This window comes from Streptomyces sp. NPDC017676 (assembly GCF_044329325.1).
Lineage (GTDB): Bacteria > Actinomycetota > Actinomycetes > Streptomycetales > Streptomycetaceae > Streptomyces.
The window spans coordinates 1-16,867 of record NZ_JBIRJA010000036.1 but is presented as its reverse complement, the minus strand read 5'-3'; the positions used below and the strand labels follow the sequence as shown (position 1 = coordinate 16,867).

The 16,867-nt window shown below is 68.8% G+C and carries 12 protein-coding genes and 2 pseudogenes; 6 read left to right on the top strand and 8 right to left on the bottom strand.

Translation table 11 applies throughout. The features are described 5' to 3' along the window. Positions 1-82: 82 nt before the first annotated feature. Positions 83-1,828, top strand: a complete 1,746-nt coding sequence (gene mobF / locus ACH4LD_RS41635) for a MobF family relaxase (RefSeq protein WP_398059442.1) — start codon at positions 83-85, stop codon at positions 1,826-1,828. Beyond that, complete coding sequence (locus ACH4LD_RS41630; RefSeq protein ID WP_398059440.1) at positions 1,825-2,172, top strand: hypothetical protein; 348 nt, start codon at positions 1,825-1,827, stop codon at positions 2,170-2,172. Before mobF ends, ACH4LD_RS41630 begins: the two co-directional genes overlap by 4 nt. Before the next feature lie 406 nt (positions 2,173-2,578). Here the strand turns inward: ACH4LD_RS41630 and ACH4LD_RS41625 are convergent, their stop codons facing one another. Further along, the gene (locus tag ACH4LD_RS41625; RefSeq protein ID WP_398059438.1) at positions 2,579-3,040 is read right to left on the bottom strand and encodes a hypothetical protein; all 462 of its coding nucleotides are present in this window, start codon (positions 3,038-3,040) and stop codon (positions 2,579-2,581) included. Positions 3,041-3,106: 66 nt separating this feature from the next. On the opposite strand from ACH4LD_RS41625, the gene ACH4LD_RS41620 reads away from it, so the two are divergent. After that, positions 3,107-4,441: a replication-relaxation family protein gene (locus tag ACH4LD_RS41620; RefSeq protein WP_398059492.1), complete on the top strand. Its 1,335-nt coding sequence runs from the start codon at positions 3,107-3,109 to the stop codon at positions 4,439-4,441. Positions 4,442-4,520: 79 nt separating this feature from the next. Here the strand turns inward: ACH4LD_RS41620 and ACH4LD_RS41615 are convergent. Next, positions 4,521-4,893, bottom strand: a pseudogene (locus ACH4LD_RS41615) (hypothetical protein); the annotation flags it as partial. A gap of 152 nt (positions 4,894-5,045) precedes the next feature. Here ACH4LD_RS41615 and ACH4LD_RS41610 point away from each other — a divergent pair. From ACH4LD_RS41610 to ACH4LD_RS41600, 3 genes are read left to right on the top strand one after another with little or no spacing between them, the layout of a single operon-like run. Further along, complete coding sequence (locus ACH4LD_RS41610; protein WP_398059436.1) at positions 5,046-6,092, top strand: serine/threonine protein kinase; 1,047 nt, start codon at positions 5,046-5,048, stop codon at positions 6,090-6,092. After that, entirely contained in the window at positions 6,071-6,676 is a 606-nt protein-coding gene (locus ACH4LD_RS41605) for an ABC-three component system middle component 2 (RefSeq protein ID WP_367479989.1), read from the top strand. The genes ACH4LD_RS41610 and ACH4LD_RS41605 overlap by 22 nt, the downstream gene beginning before the upstream one ends. Further along, positions 6,673-8,661, top strand: coding sequence for a DNA recombination protein RecN (locus ACH4LD_RS41600; RefSeq protein WP_398059434.1), 1,989 nt, complete (start codon positions 6,673-6,675; stop codon positions 8,659-8,661). Before ACH4LD_RS41605 ends, ACH4LD_RS41600 begins: the two co-directional genes overlap by 4 nt. A gap of 60 nt (positions 8,662-8,721) precedes the next feature. On the opposite strand, the pseudogene ACH4LD_RS41595 reads toward ACH4LD_RS41600, so the two are convergent. From ACH4LD_RS41595 to ACH4LD_RS41570, 6 genes and pseudogenes are all read right to left on the bottom strand, one after another. After that, a pseudogene (locus tag ACH4LD_RS41595) lies at positions 8,722-9,485 on the bottom strand (helicase associated domain-containing protein); the annotation flags it as partial. A 71-nt stretch (positions 9,486-9,556) separates the two neighbouring features. Beyond that, positions 9,557-10,462 (bottom strand): hypothetical protein, encoded by a 906-nt coding sequence (locus ACH4LD_RS41590; RefSeq protein ID WP_398059432.1) that lies wholly within the window; start codon positions 10,460-10,462, stop codon positions 9,557-9,559. 3 nt (positions 10,463-10,465) lie between these two features. After that, the gene (locus tag ACH4LD_RS41585) at positions 10,466-10,849 is read right to left on the bottom strand and encodes a hypothetical protein (protein WP_398059430.1); all 384 of its coding nucleotides are present in this window, start codon (positions 10,847-10,849) and stop codon (positions 10,466-10,468) included. Positions 10,850-10,915: 66 nt separating this feature from the next. Next, the gene (locus ACH4LD_RS41580; protein ID WP_398059428.1) at positions 10,916-12,685 is read right to left on the bottom strand and encodes a hypothetical protein; all 1,770 of its coding nucleotides are present in this window, start codon (positions 12,683-12,685) and stop codon (positions 10,916-10,918) included. Positions 12,686-13,253: 568 nt separating this feature from the next. After that, positions 13,254-15,920 carry a Helicase associated domain protein gene (locus ACH4LD_RS41575; protein ID WP_398059426.1) on the bottom strand — a complete coding sequence of 889 codons (2,667 nt, stop codon included), beginning with the start codon at positions 15,918-15,920 and terminating at the stop codon, positions 13,254-13,256. Positions 15,921-15,963: 43 nt separating this feature from the next. Then, positions 15,964-16,527 carry a hypothetical protein gene (locus ACH4LD_RS41570; protein WP_398059424.1) on the bottom strand — a complete coding sequence of 188 codons (564 nt, stop codon included), beginning with the start codon at positions 16,525-16,527 and terminating at the stop codon, positions 15,964-15,966. Positions 16,528-16,867: the final 340 nt, after the last annotated feature.

Genomic DNA, 16,867 nt, shown 5'->3' with positions numbered 1-16,867 from the left:
AGCGCCGGGGTTCCATGGGCTGATGATCAGCATGTCTCCAGTTCGCCCGGGGAACGGGTGCCGGTACCTCTTCCGTGGCGTGATGGTGGGCGATGGCTACCGCCCTGCGGGCAAGCCGCTGCGCGCCGCTCAGGATGAAGCCGGTGTCCCACCCGGTGTGTGGAAGGGCGGGGGCCTGGCCGCGGTCGGTCTCAAGGACGGGGACGTGGTGACTGAGAGGCAGGCCGAACTGCTCCTGGGGGAGGGCCGGTACCCGGACGCCGACCGGATCGAGCGCGCTCTCCTGGCGCAGGGCAAGAGCCCGGCGCAGGCCCGGCGGGCGACCGTGCTGGGCAGGCCCATCGAGCACAACCGCTCACCCAAGACCGACAAGGCCAAGGAGCGCACCCCCTGGTTGGGTTTCGATCTGACGTTCCGGCCCCCGCCGACGGCGCACCTCGCGTGGGCCCTGATGGACGACAAGCACCGCCGGGTGCTGGAGTTGTGCCATGACATCGCCGAGGACAAGACGCTCGGGTGGCTGGGGGAGTCAGTCGCGGAGATCCGCTGGAGAGGCGGTGGCAAGCGCCGCGCCCGGATCCGGGACGGGCTGATCGTCGCGGTCTTCCGACACTACGAGTCCAGGGCCATGGATTCGAAGCCGCTTCTTCACGATCACGCGATCGTCTCGGTGCGTGCCCGGCGGCCGGACGACCAGGGGACGTGGGGCAACCTGTCGGCGGACTCGGTGATGGTCCACATCGTCGCGGCTGACACCCTCTACATCCTGTACTTCATGGAGGAGGTGTCCGCCCGGCTCGGGTGGGCGTGGGAGCCGCGCGAGGTGACGCCCGGCCGCCGGCCGGTCATGGAGATCGCGGGCATCGATCGGCGGCTCATCGGCTGGCAGTCGACCCGGCGTCAGCAGATCGAGGACGCGCTGCCCGTCCTGACCGCCAGGTACGAGGAGAAGCACGGGCACGCGCCGGGGGAGCGGGCCTCCTACGCGCTGGCCTGCCAGGCCGCCGACCAGACGCGCCCGCCCAAGCGCACGGAACTGCTGTCGCTGACCGAGCTGCGCAAGCGATGGCGCACCTCGGCGATCCGGGCCTACGGCGCCGACGTCATCGACCGGCTGGCGGAGCGGGCGCGGGCTGCGGCCGCGGCGGTGTGGGCGCGGGTGCGGCCGGTGGTCGACATCGCGCTGGCGGCCGTCGACGTCGTCGCCGTGGTGTACGTGATGCGCGGCGCGTTCAAACACCACCACCTGCTCGCCGAAGCCCGCCGCCACCTCTCCTACGTCCTGCGCGGCCGGCCACACCAGCCCGGGCTGGACGAACAGATCGTGCAGACCGTCGTCGACGACTACACCCGCCCGGCCAGCCGACGGATGATGACCGCCGACCTGCGCGCCCTGTACCCGTACGACACCGAGGACCAGGCCGTGCTGCGCCCACTGACCCGCAAGCGGACCGCCCCGCCGTACGAGCGGGCCCGCCTCGCCGCCAGTGCTCTGACGGCCCGGGTCCACGCGGTGCGTCGTGCGGAGCGACTGGGCTCTCGCACCCGGCCGCGCACCGTCGCCGTGCCCGCCGCCTCGAGGTCGCACCCGCGGCCGTTCCGCACCGGCCCGAAAGACGGCCGCCTTCTGGAGCCGGAGACCGGCATCGACACGGTGGAACAGACCCGCCGGACCTTCGAAGTCGCCGTGAAGCTGGCCGCCAGACTCCAGGACGGAAAGCGGGAGCGCGACCTCACGCACGGCCCCCGGCCACAGCCCGCCCCGGCGACGACCCCGCAGCCCGGCACCCAGCACACACCGGGCCGGACCACAAAAGGAGTCACATGAGCACCCCGGAAGAACGCCCCAACCCCGACGAGGCCCTCGCCCGCGCCCGTGCCGACCGCGCGAAGATGGCCGCCGCGCTCACCGAGGACCAGGAGCCCGAGCCCGACGAGCCCCTGGGGTGGCAGCCGATCTGGAAGCGGCCCCGGAAGCCGAAGTCGAAGGTGGCGAAGAAGGCGGAACTGCGCAAGCAGCGCAAGCGACTCCAGGAAGCCGGGAAGCGTCGCCTCGCCGCCGCGCAGTCGCGCCGGCCCCGCTCCCGGCAGAACCGGATCGGCAACGCTGCCGCGCGCCGCGACGCGCGTGCCCTGTCCCGAGTGCGGCACTCCAACGCCTGGCTGTGGTGACGATGCCGGACACCGGCCACTGAAGTGGAGTCCACCCGATGGGCTCCACCGAGTGGACTCCACTTACTCCAGTGCGCACCGGATGACGATGGACGCCGCCGAGGTGCGCACCGCGATGTCCACCGCACCTGGTGCGCGCACCGCATTGGCGCGCGCACCAGCACCCCTCCCCCAGGTGCGGCCGGGTTCGCGCGTGACCCCTTGTCCAGGTCTGCTACCCGCACGTGCGCCCCCTTGTCCACCTCTGCTACCCGGCCCATTTCTCCTTGCCACAGCGCCCTCCAGCCGTCGATCAGACCGCGGTCAAGGGGCTGCGTGATATAGGAGCCCGCCGCCCGTGGCACACCTGGTGCGGGGTGCGCCGGCACCGGTGGCGCGCACCGTGATGGACAGCGCGGCGGGCGCACTACACGGCAGTGAGGCGCACCGGGTGCGCACCGGTCGGTGCGGGGTGCGCATCGAGGGCCTGGCTCACGCCGACGGCCTCCAGTTGGCGCAGGGTGTCGGCGACGTTCTCGTGGTCCTCGGTGAGGAATTGCTGCGCGAAGTCGATGACGGCGCGGGCGATGCCTTCCGCCGTCTCCGGGCCGGCCTGCGCCCAGGTCCGCAGAGAGGTCACGAAGACGCGCCCGAGGGCCTCCAGGGCGAAGGTGTCCGCGCACGGCTCAGCCACGTGGGGGCCGGGCAGCGCGGTGACCGGGACGACGATCCGCGTCGCGGCGTCGACGAGCAGCTCGGGCATCCGCGGTTCGGCGCCGGCGAACTCGCGGGCGGCGTCGGCGTCGTCGGCCTGGACGGCCCGGAGGTAGCTGAAGGCGCTGATGGCTGCGTGCGGGGTCATCGGGGCGAGCGGCGTGGTGACGGGCATGTCGGCTCCTCAACGTACGGGTTGCCGCGCCGATCGCGGCAGCCTCAGAAGCGATCTTCAGAGCAGATGCCTGTGGATAGAGTCCGAGCACCGACGGTGAGCGGACTCGCCTGGCCGGTGCCCGCGTTGCCCCTTGTCCAGTTCCGCTACCTGCGACATTCCGCCCATGCCGGTGAGGAGAAATCTCCGGGCTCTGCTCCGCGCTTGCCTGATGATCACGGCTCGGTAACGGCGCTCAGTGGAGTGTCACACCGTCGATGTTCGCCACACCTCTACCAGGTGACGGGGGACTTCCGTCCGGACCCCCGCGCCACCTGTGTGAGGAGTCTTGCCATGACGTACATCAGCAGCGCCTGGCAGCCGGAGCCGGAGCCGGAGCCGGAGCCGCGCCCGGGCCGGTCAAGGGGTGCTGAACGCCCGCCTGGCGGCCCGGAATCCAGTGCCGTGAACGGTGCCGCGAACGATTCCAACGTCGTGCCCATCACCGCAGCTCACGCCGCCCGCCATGGGACGTTCCGGCACGCTGACACCTCTCTCCCTTCCCCTGAGACACCGGCGAAGGGGAAGAAGTCCACCCCTGCGGCCAAGGTGCGTGCTGATGCGTTGCGGATGCTGGGGTGCGTGCGGATAGCCACGGTCCGGCAGATGGCCCAGGTGATCACGAAGGATGAGTCGGACGGCCGGTCGTACGTGCGCAGGGCGATGAAGAAGCTGGCGGAGCTGGGGCTGGCGGAGACGAACGGCAAAGCGGGCAGGCACCCGATCTGGAACCTGACTGCGGCGGGACAGAAGGCTCTAGCCGACGGCAACGAGCTGCCTCCCCGACCGAAGGCCGGCACCGGAGCGAAGGCCGTTCGAGCCGGGTTCGGGCCGCACGGCGTCGCGGTGACGGACATGATCCTCGCCTACGGCGGCCGCAAGCACCTGACCGACTGGCAGGTGGAGGTCAACCACGCCATCAAAGAGACCGGCCTCAGCTTCAACACCGACGCCGTCCTCGCGCTGCCGACCAAGACCAGCGAGGTGCGCCTCTTCGAACTCGACAACGGCACCATGTCCCAGGCCCGCCTCGCCAAGGAAGTCTGGGACTACGAGCGCTACGCCGGGCACCGTGTCTGGGAAGGCGCCCGCGGCATGATCGGCAACACGTTCCCGTTCTGGCAGCACCACCGCTACACCCGCTCCCAGACCTTCCCGCGACTGCACGTCGTCCTGGCGGGCAAGGAGGAGCACCTGCTCGACAACCGCCTCCAGGCGCTCGCCGACGACGTGAAGGGCATCGCCGTCGCGGTGTGGGTGAACACCCTGCCCCGGCTCCAGCGCGGCGAGCCCTGGTACGAGATCGGCGTCGACGACCCGTACCGGCGCCGCGAGCGCTACCCCGAGCCTCCGGGCCGCTGAGGCAGACCTGCCGGAGACGAGGACGCTCCCCCACTCAGGCATCCGTGGGGGAGCGTCCTCGTGGACCGCACCGTGTCGGTCAGGTCGGGGCGGCCTGCTGCGCCAGCGCAGCGAGTGGGGAGCGTCGGCCTTTCTCCACCGCGCGCAGCTGCTGCCAGTCGACCTCCGGGTGTGCGGGGACGACGGCGTCGACGGAGGCCGTGGTGTAGAGCGCGACGTCGACGGCCCCGGCCCGGCTGGTGCCGAAGCGGACCTCGATCGACTGCGGGGAGAGGACCCAGCCGAGCCGCACCATCCAGTCGAACTCGACCCTGCGCACCCCGAGCCGGGTGGCGGCCTGCTCGGGTCCGAGCGGGGTGTCGGCGGCGACCAGGTCCGCCAGGTCCTCGCGCCAGCAGACCGACCTGGCCGGGGTGGTGCAGCGTCCCGGCCGGGTTCGCGCTCAGGTCGACGCGTGGAGCGGTAAGCGTCCGTTAGATGCGGAAGACCCCCTGGGCATCCTCTTGATCGATAGAGGAGAACAGCGTTACGGTGCCACTCCTGACTTTGCGTCACGGAGGAAGCACGGGCTGAGAGCGGTGGGTACCGTGCGCTGGGGGGTGCCGTGAAAGATCACGTGGCGATGGCGGCTGGTGTGCCGCCGATCAGTTTCGTGGCTCACCAGATGCGTACGGGTGGAATGGGCGGGGCCCGGGACGACTTCGAGAAAATGATCATCGAGCTCGCCAACGCCACCATGCCTGGCGTCCGCACCATCGCAGCCAACCCGGGTGACTGGGGCATCGACGCGTTCGCTGGCGACCTCGGTGGCTCCATCACGGTCTGGCAGTCCAAGTACTTTCATCCCGTCACCGCGGCTACACACCAGCGGACGATCAGGGAGTCCTTCCAGTCGGTGATCAAGCAGGCGGCCGAGCACGGGCACACGGTGAAGATGTGGATCCTGTGTATCCCCTCCAGCATGGATGGGCCGACCACGAAGTGGTGGGACAAGTGGAAGAGGACCCAGGAACGTGACCACAACCTGGTCATCGACTTGTGGGACGAGACACAGCTGACGGTCAGATTGCGGGCGCCGGAAGCTGATCATGTGCGCCGCGCATACTACGAGCTGCCCACGGCAGTGCCTCCCGTTGACGGGGAAGCCCGACCCGTCCTGGAAGTGGACGAGGACAAGGCGGTTGCCTTCGACTCTGCGCTCTTCGTCAGGCAGATGAGGGAGGCCGGCCATCTTGAGCTCGATGGTGCCAAGCGCCAGTTCTTCAATGCGGACCTGGTCGCGCGCGAGATCGCCCATAAGGGAGTGCCGTCGGAGGTCAATGCTCTGGTGTCCACCGACGCGACCCTCCACGGCGTGTGGGAGACCCGCTTCAACGAGTGCTGCGCTGACGACAGCCTGCGCAAGCTGCACAGTCTGGTCTGGGCTGACGTCCGGGCGGAGCACCCTCAGCTGCCCAAGCAGTTGAGGCTGGAGGTAGCGCATGCCTGGGGCCTGGTTCACCGGCTCGTGGACAACCGAAAGGCCGGCTGGGTCAAGCACTGGCGCACTGTTGCCGCCGCGCACTCCGAAACCGATTCACACATCCAGCAGTCCCGGCACGAGCCCCCGACCGACGATGAGGAGTCGCCGTGGACGCCGACCGTCCGGTAGTCATGCCGGAGGACGAGGTCCAGTTCCGGCTGGCACAGCTCCTTCTTCTCATGAACGCCATGGCCAACCAGAAGCCGCCCGGCGCGAACCTGGAACGCATCGCTTACTACGACTTCCTCTCCGCGAACCCCTTCCTGGTGGTGGAGCCGGACAGCCGGGAGGCATCCCTGCTGCGTCTCGCGGGCTTCGACCCGCGGGTGCTGTCCTACGCGTCCTCGGGACAGCGCTTCACCAGCCGCCGTGAGCGCATTCAGCATGACTTGAGCCTGCTGGTGGCCTACGGATGCTGCACCGCCGCGAATGAGCAGGGTGGCCTCGTCTACCGCATCACCTCTGCCGGACGTGATTTGAGCGCTCACCTCACCACGACCTACGCCAGATCCTTCACTACCGCAGCCGAAATGGTCGTCGGAAAGCTACGTCGTCTCAGTGACGCCCGCCTGCGCAAGGAGACTGCTGGCTGGCTGCGTGTCGACGGCAGCAACCGGCCCGCCGCAGCTCTCGCCAGCGTGCTTGCAACCGTAGACAGCGGCAGGACGGTACTTCAGCCACTTGAGCAGCCCTTTGTGGAGGACGACCGATGACCGAAGCACATGGCATCCGCGTACGACGTCTCCGCCTGGTGGGTATCGGTCGTAACTACGACATCGACTTCACCACAGAGGGCCGAGTCCAAGATCTCTCTGTCATCTCGGGAGCCTTTAGCTCCGGCAAGACAGCCGTCCTGGAGTTCGTCGCTTATGGTCTCGGCGCCAAGAACCACCCCAGGCACCCCGAAGTCCTCCGCAAGGTCCGCTCGGCCTTGCTGGAAGTCGAGCTCTCTGGCGACAGCCACATCATTGAACGCGCTGTAGGCGAGCCCTCCACCGTGGCCTTCGTCCGACGCGGACGATTGGACCAGCCTTCCTTCGCCACCATCGAAAGGAAGGTCATCGCCCCGGCCGGCGACCCTCAAAGCCTGTCCTCTCTACTGCTGAGCCACTGCAAGCTGGAAGGCGTAGAACTGCGGGAAGCGCCAACCGACGCAGAATCACGCACCGACCCGCTCAGCATCCGCGACCTGATGTGGCTGACCTTCCTGCCCAACGAACGGGTCGCTGACAAGAACTTCCTCTTCGAGAACAGCCCTCCGCGCAAGCACAAGCTGCGCCAGGTCGTCGATGTCGTCTTCGGCGTCCACGACGACCGCGCCGTAGAACTCGGCTCACGCATCAAACAGCTCGAGGGACGCCTCAGCCGTTCGCGGGCTGAGCTAGCCGCAGCCACCGCCTTTGTCGCCGAACAAGACGGTGAAACGGCCACCGACCCGCAGACCCGCCTGGATGCCGAGCGCCAGTTGGCGTCGATCACTGCACAGCTTGAAGAGCTCGATCAGCGGGCCCACGCCGCCACCACCTTCGCCGAAGAGCTGCGCCAGACCCACCGGCGCTCTGCAGAGGAGGCCCGCACAGCCTCCGCCGTTCTGCGTGACCGGGAAACGCAGCTTGCACGCATGCTTCCCCTGCGCGCCCAATACGCCGACGACCTCCTCAAACTCGGCATGCTGGCTCAAGCGCGGCAGCTGTTTGATCCGCTCCGCGTCCGCACGTGTCCCGCCTGCTTGAACCCGTTGTCTGTCCCGCCCCATGTCATCGACGGGCGCTGCAGTATGTGCGACCACGACTTGCCGGAGGCGCCGGACCTGACCCTCGGTGCCGCTGCCGGCAACAACATCAGCGAACAAGCTGAGCAGCTGGACGTCGCGGCTGAGATCCGTTCGACGAAGGCCCGGCTCAAAGAGATCACTACGTACATCGAGGAACTCGATGCCTCGCTCTCCTCTGCCAGGCAGCGGGCTCAGACCGCCAGCTTGGAAGAACAGCGTGCGGCGAAAGCCCTCGACGAAGCCACCTCGCCGACCGTCTCCACCTTCCTCGTGGCCCGAGACGAGTTGCATCGCCACAAAGAGGTAGTTACGCGCCAGATCGATCAGTTGAACACCGCGTCCAAACTCCAAGAAGGCTTGGCCAAGCGGGCTGGACTCGTGAACCGGCAAGAGGCGAACCTGGGCCAGCTTCGTGAGGAACTTGCGCAACTGGGTGATGCCACCCAGGACCGGAATGAGGTGCTCCGGCAGATCAGCACGCGGTTTGGTCGTCTCCTTACTGAGTGGCACTATCCCAAACTCAGCCAGGCTCACGTGGCGAACGACCTGACTCCCTTTGTGCGTGGTGAGCCTTACCAGGTGGCATCTTCAGGAGCTAGGACGCTCATCACCCTCGCATGGCAACTGGCCGTCTTCGAAACGGCCTTCGAGAGCGGGGCATCGCACCCTGGCTTTCTCATGATCGACAGCCCTCAGAAGAATCTTGGACACGGCACCGGCCGTGACACCCTCATCGCGGACGCTGTCAGCACCGACGACTTCTATCGGCACCTCACACAGTGGCTGGCACGTCATGGCAACGGGGCGCAGGTCATCGTCGCCGACAACAGCCCACCCGAGCTGATCGAGGACCGTGTGATCGTCCGATTCAGCCGAGACGAGACAGAGCCGCCCTACGGCCTGATCGATGACGAGACGGGCTGAAAAACAAGGCCGTCCGACTCAGGTCCTGCCCCGAAGACCGGACAGGACCTGAGTCCGGGCTCACGCCCACTCCACGCCCAGCTCCCGCAGCGCGTCCAGCTGCTCCGCGCTGAGCTTGTACCGCCGGGTCTTGGTTTCGAGACCCACACACCCAGCTTGACGACCACCGAGGCGGCCTCGCCCTCCACCGCGATCTCTTCTGCGTGGGCCCTGGGGACGCGGTGGTGGCCCTCCCGGGCGATGCACTGCGCAAGGGCCTGAACGCCGCGCTGGAACGCCTGCTGCGCCTTGCTTGGACCCTTAGCCGTAGGCGTGGCAGCCGAGGCGGGAGACGGCGCCTCAAGCAGCTGCACGCCCAGCTGGGACAGCCGCTCCTGCTGCTCGCTCGACAGCTGCGCCCAGGTGCCCGGATTCTTCTGCCGTTCCAGCCACTTGCCCAGGTCATCGCCCTCGAACAGCACCCCGGGTTCGATGGCCGGCAGGACGCCGTCGGCGTCGACCAGGTCCGCGAGGACGCGGTAGTGCCGCTGCCAGTCCAGCGGCCACGGGCAGTCCCAGTCCGGGTCGATCGCGGCCAGCTGCTTCGCGCGCTGTGCCGCCCGCTCCGGGTCCTTGCCCAGGCCGCCCTTCCGGCGCAGGTTGGCCATGTGCTGCCCACTGCGGAGTCCTTGGAGGACCGCTACAAGGGGGCGGAAGCTGGCGGAGGCGACCATGTCCTGCGGGTCCTCGCCGGGCTCCAGGAACACCGGCACGATGATCCTGGCCACCTTGGTGGAGCCGTCCTTGTTGAGCCGGAGCGCTCGGCCGATGTTCTGCACGATCTCCCACCGTCGACGTCGTCCGCGACCGCGTCGCCGCCGACCCGAGGGAAGCGGTGCTCCTGGTGGTCGCCGCTTCAGCTCGGTGTGAACGCCGACCTGGCGTCCTCCAGTGTTTCCTGCGTCTCAGTCCAGTCGTCCGCCGCGCCACGGACGACCATCGCGTAGAGGCGGCCGTCGTCCGCCTGGAAGACCCGGTCGACCGCCTTCACACGCTCGCCGAGGTCCTTGTTGTTGTACTCGTAGACGAGCTCGCTCGCTTGTGTCTCCCCAGAGACGGGCCCTCGGCTGATCTGTGCGAAGCCCGGCTGCTTGGAGAGGCCGTCGACGGCGGCGTCCAGGGCGTCGTCTGGGGTGTAGCCCTCCTCGACCACCTCGAAGATCTGCAGGAGGCCGCGCTTGTCGGGCGAGGTGTAGAAGACGACGGCGCCGCCGTTCTGCTCGCTGCGGGTCCAGTCCTCGGGGACGACGGTGGAGAAGCCTGAGGGATCCTCGACCGGCCGGTATCCGGCGGGCACCTTGGGCGACTCGGACGCGGTGGTGTACGTGTCGTCGGAGGGCGAGGTGCCCGAGGATGATGCCTGGCCGTCCTGGGAAACACCGGCCGTGCTCGACGGGGTACGGCCCGCCTTGTCATGATCGTCGTCCCCCACCATGTCGACCGCGAGCCAGCCCGCCAGCGCGGTGACCGCGACCGCCGCGACGACCGCGGCGGCGACGATCCTGCTCTGGCGGCCGCGCGGAGCCTGGGGCGGTACGGAGGACGGCCACGGCAGGTCCGGCTGGGCAGCGCCGCCTGCCGGTTCGGTGGCGGGCCGCTCTCCAGGCGCCCCGCCACCGGAGTCGGCCGGTCCGCCGGTGGTCGGGGGCCAGAATGGTCTCCCAGGCGGCGGAGGCGGGGCGGGGTGACCGCCCGCGCCCGCCGGCTCCCACGACTGTGTGTCCTTGTTCCACCGGACCCCGCCGGCTCCCCCGTCGCCCATGGCTCAGCTCCCGATGAGTCCGGCCAGGGCCGTACCGAGAGCCGTGGCGGACGTGATCGCGCCGAGAACTCCGCTCGCCGCGTCGAGGGCGCTGCGGAGCCGGTCGAGTACGCCAGGCTGGATACGACCGGTGGCTGTCACCTGCTGCTCGGCCTCCTCCAGGCGCGCGGAGAGCTCCTGCGTCTCAGACGAGACCGGGTATCTCCTCAGATCCTCGCTAAGGGCACGGACGGCTTCGAGGAGCGCTCGATGTCCGTCGTCGGCTGGGGCCGGCATCGACGTGTAGTTCGCACTGGCGCCGGCACCGACCGCGATGCCGTTGCCGGTGACGGATCCCCCGACATAAGTACCGACGTGGGGGTCGTCCCCCGCTGGCGCATGGTTCATGTCACCCTCCGTTGTGCTGACGGAACCGACTGCACCGGCCCCGCTCCGCATCTGCTTGTTCTCCGGCTACTTCAACGCGCCACCGGCGCCAGAGGGCGACGCCTTGGACGATCCGCTGCCTGAGGAGACGGCCTTGCTGTTGTCGCCGATGGCGATCCCTTTGCCCTGGACGGAGCCGCCGACGAAGGTCCCGCTGTTGTTGAACACGTGGGTGACCTTCTGCTCGAACTCAGCGATGTCGTACCCCGCGCTCCACAGCGCCTGGCGCACCCCGCCTGCGATTCGGTCCTGGATGGACTTCAGATAGCGGGCGATGTCCATCTCCTGGAAGAGGGTCGCCTCGTCGGTCGCGCCCAGTTCCCGAACCGAGACACCCGGCCCGTCCGGCAGCGTGTCCGCGTGGACGCCGGTCAGCTGCCGCCACTGCTGAGCGATGGCGCGGACCAGGACGCGCAGGGCGTCGCCGGTGGCGGCGGGGATGCGCAGCAGCGCGAAGACGTAGCGGCCGAAACCCCCACGGTGTAGATGCTCGTGGGCGATCCGGTCGGCGGTCCCGAACAACGGGTTGACCGGCGGCAGGACGTGCGGCGCGACCTCCAGCATCAGCATCCCGCCCTGCGTGTGGACGCGGACGAAGACGGTGACGACAATCTCTTCGTCCCAGCCGCCGACACGGATGCGCAGGAAGTGCCGACGCTGCTCGCCGCCTTCCTCCACGGCGTCGGCGCGGTGCATCGCGAACGTGTCCGGCGTGTGCGGGAAGGCCATCCGGCCCGGCAGCCCGTCAGCGGGCAGGAAAACACATTCGTCCACGACGAGTTCACGCAACCGGTCGATGACGGCGTCGGCCGCGCGCGGGGAACTGCGGGGCGACGGCTCCCGCAGTTGCTCCACCAGCGGCTTGATCTTTTCCAGGATCGTGTTGTTGTCGAGCCGCTCCGCAGACGAGGGCGTCACCCCCGGCTTGCTGAGGGCGTCGTTCGGCGAGGCGTCGCCATCCGTCACGCGGGGGCGCAGTTCGATCGACAGGGACCAGGGTTCGTACGGCAGTCCCGCACCACGGAACGGATCGGACTTCGAGTACAGGATCAGCGGCGCGTGCTGCTCCTGGCGGATACAGCGACTCAGTTCGCGGAACCGCTCTCCGGGCGTCGCCTCGGCCGGATCGGCGGCGACGTTCGGGAAGCGCTGCCTGGACAGATCGGTCGCGATTGTGTGCGCGAACTGGCCACGCTGCCAGACGCTGAGCAACGCGAGCAGGAGCGGGAGTGCGAGCAGGCACCCGGCCGTGAAACGATCAGCATCGGCGAAGCCATAGTGCAGCGGGTTGAGGAAAGCCCCGTCGAAGGTGTCGGACGCGTACTCGTCGGGACCGTCGATGAGCAGCCGAAGCAGGGCGAAGTACCCGGAGAACAGGGTGCTGCGCCCATACCAGCGCAGGACGAAGGCGAAGAGGCGGCGAAACAGGGCGAACTGCGGGAATTCCGCGCCCATGCCACGGCCACCGCGCAGCCGACGACCCAGCGCGATCAGGAGGATGGGCCAGATCACCGTCATGATCAGCCCTTTGGTGAGAACAGCCGTCATCACCCACAGGCCGATCATGCCAGCGGCCCACGCCACTTCCTGGCGGCGGGCACGCAGGGCGTGGGCGAGGACACGGGCGGCGTCGAAGCCATAGGAGGGTGCGGCGAACCGCTCGCGGTGCACATACAGTTCGTCGATCACCGCGTCCCGGTAGCCGACGTGCAGATACGTGCCCGCGCACAGCAGCCGACTGGCCTCACTCAGCCAGGGGTCGACCGGACGGCGCGCTCCGGGTCTGGAGGCTTCCATGCGTTGAGGCGGAAGCTGTGGCTGGGTCATAGATCGTCCCCCGACGCAGGACCAGTCAAGGCGGTGTCAATGTCGCGCATGGTCAACAAAGCTGGAGAATAAGGGAGTTGGCCTTGGCGAGACCGCCCAGTATAGGGCCGCCTGTATGACGTGAGTCACTTCATACCGCCGTCTCACGCCTTTCGCCTACGTTTCCTGCGTAACTCCTTCACTGCGATGTGCCGGGCTGGTGTCAGTGGTTGGATGTCAGTGACGGCTGTCAGGTCGGGGCTGTTTCGCTGGTCGTGTGTTGAGCGTGGTCACTGACACGGGGTGGCATCTGCAGCGGGCACGACTGTCATGGGCCGGTACACCCCGCCCCGTGCCGCTGTCTTGGGAACGGCACTTCTGATCCTTCGGTGCCCGTGCGGCGGCACCGTGATGGGTGTTGGTCCGATTCTGCTGCTTCGCGATCAGCAGGGGAGTGGACTTGGGGTAACGCACGGGCCCGGTCTTGTGTCTCGCGCCGCCAGCACGAGACCCCGGGCCATGACTTCCGGGGTCTCTTTGCGACCTGCTGGTGGTTGTGTCACGCCCAGTCCGCGCCCAGCTTCCGCAACGCGTCCAGCTGCTCCGCCGTGAGCCGGTCCCTTCTGGCCTTGGTGTTGGAGACCCATACGCCCAGCTTCACGGGCATCGGCTCGGCCTCGCCACCGATCGCGATCTGTTCACTGTGCCCCCTCGGCACGGGCCGATGGCCTTCTCGCTCCACCCACTGCGCGAGGGCCGTCAGGCCACGCTGGAACGCCTGCTGTGCCTTGCTCGGCCCCTTTGTCGTGCGCCTGGCCGCCGGGGCGGGAGAAGCCGCCTCCAGCGGCTTGATGCCCAGCGTGGAAAGCCGCTCCTGTTGCTCGGGCAGGAGCCGCGCCCAGACGGCCGGCAGCTTCTGCTGCTGGAGCCACTTGCCCAGGTCGTCGCCCTCGAACAGCACTCCGGGTGCGATGTCGGGGAGGCTGCCGTCGGCTTCGACGAGGCCGGCGAGGACGCGGTAGTGGCGTTGCCAGTCCAGGGGCCAGGGGCAGTTCCAGTCCGGGTCGATCGCAGCCAGTTGCTTCGCGCGCTGTGCCGCCCGCTTGGGGTCCTTGCCCAGGCCGTTCTTGACGCCTTTCCGCCGGAGGTTGGCCATGTGCTGCCCGACGGGCACCATCGCCTCGCCTTCGCCCCACACCGCGTCCTGACGCGGAGCGAGGTGCCCCATGGCCCGCCGGTAGGACCGGAGCGCGGCGAGCTTGTTCTCCCACGCCTCCTCGCCCGGCTCCCACACCATCCCGGCCTCCGGCGCGTCCAGCAGGGTCTTGCGCCGGTCCTCCAATTCACCTGCCCGCAGCGCCTTCCGCTGCTGGTGCACCCACCGCCCCAGCGGAAAATCTTTCGTGATCCCCACTTCGACCTCGACGTCGTAGGGCACGGCGTAGAGGCCGGTGATCTCGTTCTCCTTCCGCCACCGGATGAGGGCCTGGTAGCCCTCCAGCCACACCAGGGACTCGGGCCGGTAGACCCGGGTGCGCAGGAACGCCGCGATGGCCGCGGCGTCGCGCGGGCTGGAGAAGTGCAGCAGCGCCGCTTCGGCAGCGGCCTGTGTGTCGTCCTCCTGGTCCTCGCCGTCACCCTTGCTGCCAACCCCGACGATCTGTCCGTCCTCGTCTCGCCGGACGTGGACCTTGCGATTCCCGCTGGAGAGAGCGCGGGAGGCGAGCTGCTCGACGAGTCGTTCATCGTGACTGCGGAGTCCTTGGAGGACCGCTACAAGGGGGCGGAAGCTGGCGGAGGCGACCATGTCCTGCGGGTCCTCGCCGGGCTCCAGGAACACCGGCACGATGATCCGCGCGACCTTGGTGGAGCCGTCCTTGTTGAGCCGGAGCGCTCGGCCGATGTTCTGCACGATCTCCACCTGGGAGCCGCGGGTGTCGGCGAAGCAGACGGCCTCGACTCCGCGCTCGCCGGTGATGTCCACGCCTTCCCCGAGCACGCGAACGCTGGCGAGGAAGGCGCGGTGGACCCGGCGCCCTGCCGCGTCGATGCCGTTGGCGAACTGGCGCAGCACCTCGCGCCGCTCGGACACGAGGTGGTCGCCGCACAGCCACGCCGACCACACCCGGTCCGGCGGGACGTGGCGGCCGGCCTCAAGTTCGTAGAACTCGGCGTCGATGGAGGACTTCGGCAGCTTGTCGGCGGCGGCCAGGTCGTCGTCGGTGGCGTCGTTGGCGTACAGCTCGGCAGCCGTCTCCGGCAGCTTCTCCGCGAACGCCGCGGCCTCCTCCACCTTCTGGTGGAACGTCATGACGGTCTTGAGGTTCCACTTCGCCGCGTGCTCCAGGAGCGCGGTCTGCAGGAGCGCCAGGCGCCGGCCCCGCTGCGCCTCCTCGGACTCCCCGATGACGGGGGATGGGTCGTGGATCTCCAGCACGTCGATCTCGAACCCGGCGAGGATCCCGCGCTCGATCGCCTCGGAGAGCCCGAGCTCGGCGATCCACGGCCCGTAGGTGGTGGAGTCCTGGCCCATCGACGCGATCTCCAGCTCCTGGCCGGTGGCGCCCCTTTGCGGCCGGGGCGAGGCGAGGATGCGTGGGGTGGCGGTGAGGTAGAGCCGGAAGTCCGCCGGGATCCGCTGGTTGTCGTGGATCGCCGCCCACGGACGACCAAGATCACCCGCGGTTCCGTGCGCCTCATCCACGATGGCGAGGTCGAAGCCCGCCATGCGCTGGCCGTAGAGCCGCTCTCCGCCCGCCAGGGCGGCTTCCAGTGGTCCGCGGACCTTCCGCTGGCCCTCGGGTGCGTCGATGCCCTCGCGGTCCACCAGGGAGGCGTACGTGGCGAACACGACGACCGGCCCGGTCCCGGCCCACAGGGCGAGCTGGATCGGGTTCGTGGTGGTGCGCACGCCCAGCGAGTTGAGCACCGGGTCGTTCTCCAGCGAGCACACCGCGACCATGGGGGAGCGGTGTCCGACCAGGCGCCACGCCTGGACGGTCTGCGCGAGCAGGTCCAGGGTTGGCACGGTCACGAGGATCCGCCCGCCCGGGAAGCATTCCAGCGCGCACGCGGCGGCCGTGATCGTCTTGCCCGACCCGGTCGCGGACACGATCGTGCCCCGCGCCCCTTCCGGGGGCACAGATGACCTTGCAGGAAATCCCACCCACTTGCGGAAAGCCGCCTTCTGGTCAACCTGGTGTTCCTTGAGCTGGATATGCGGCATTTAGCAATCCTCCCCTAACTCATTTTCTGGCCGCTTCGGGAAATTACCGGGACGGCGTGAAGGGCGGGACTGACACCGTACCGTCCTCGCGCACCACGACCCGCTCCGCGAGCTGCGCCAGGACCTGGGCAGGCATGAGCCCGGCCCGATCGGCCACCGCCCGGATCAGCCGACTGGGCACGGCAGACAGCCACAGCTCCGCCCGCAGCTCATCCGCCTCCTCCCGCCGCCGCGCCTCGAAGGCGGCCCGGGCCGCGAGAGCACCGTCACGCCGCTCTTCGCGCGCCTGAGCCCAAGTGGAGCCCTCGGTGTCCCGCTCCGGCTCGTACGCGCCCCAACCGGCCTGAGCCAGCAAGTCCCTGACGCGCTGCCACTCCACATGCTTCGCCGCCCAGATGGCAGCCAGCCGCTCCGGGTTCATCTCGAACTCGGAGAAGGAACCACCCCGCCTCAACTGCTCCGCTGTCTCACGCTCGCGGGCAGCGGCCTCCGCGACCTTCTCCGCAACGGCGGCCATATCGAGGCCGTTCGCCTGGCGCCTAACCTGATCCCGCGCCACATCCTGAGCACTCCACATGCGGTTTCCCTTTTCCTGCTGGTTGGACATCGATCCGGCCATGGGTGGTTGGAGGTGTCCCGTGTTTCCGCCAACGGTACATGCTGCATCAACGTGATGCAGCCACTACACTGGAACCCGACACGAACGAGCCACCCCCATCCCTCGCAGCCAGCCCGGCCCGCGTCAGCGGGCCTCAACGGTTCCGGAGGCGCAGCCGGAAGGACCGTCAGGCGGGGGAGCGCAGCGGACCCGCCGGCCCCGGCCGGAGTGAAACGAAGGCCGGTAACGGGACGCAGTCCCGCCGGTCCGGGAGCGCAGCGAACGGACCGTCACCTCGGGTGCGCAGCACCCGAGGTGTGCGGGTGGCGCAGCCACCCGCCAGCGCTCA

Bases quoted from the DNA above. Each gene is read 5' to 3' on its own strand.
- mobF (WP_398059442.1), top strand. From the start codon at position 83: ATGGTGGGCGATGGCTACCGCCCTGCGGGCAAGCCGCTGCGCGCCGCT.
- ACH4LD_RS41575 (WP_398059426.1), bottom strand. From the start codon at position 15,920: ATGCCGCATATCCAGCTCAAGGAACACCAGGTTGACCAGAAGGCGGCT.
- ACH4LD_RS41600 (WP_398059434.1), top strand. From the start codon at position 6,673: ATGACCGAAGCACATGGCATCCGCGTACGACGTCTCCGCCTGGTGGGT.
- ACH4LD_RS41590 (WP_398059432.1), bottom strand. From the start codon at position 10,462: ATGGGCGACGGGGGAGCCGGCGGGGTCCGGTGGAACAAGGACACACAG.
- ACH4LD_RS41570 (WP_398059424.1), bottom strand. From the start codon at position 16,527: ATGTCCAACCAGCAGGAAAAGGGAAACCGCATGTGGAGTGCTCAGGAT.
- ACH4LD_RS41620 (WP_398059492.1), top strand. From the start codon at position 3,107: ATGCCTGTGGATAGAGTCCGAGCACCGACGGTGAGCGGACTCGCCTGG.
- ACH4LD_RS41625 (WP_398059438.1), bottom strand. From the start codon at position 3,040: ATGCCCGTCACCACGCCGCTCGCCCCGATGACCCCGCACGCAGCCATC.
- ACH4LD_RS41580 (WP_398059428.1), bottom strand. From the start codon at position 12,685: ATGGAAGCCTCCAGACCCGGAGCGCGCCGTCCGGTCGACCCCTGGCTG.
- ACH4LD_RS41585 (WP_398059430.1), bottom strand. From the start codon at position 10,849: ATGAACCATGCGCCAGCGGGGGACGACCCCCACGTCGGTACTTATGTC.
- ACH4LD_RS41630 (WP_398059440.1), top strand. From the start codon at position 1,825: ATGAGCACCCCGGAAGAACGCCCCAACCCCGACGAGGCCCTCGCCCGC.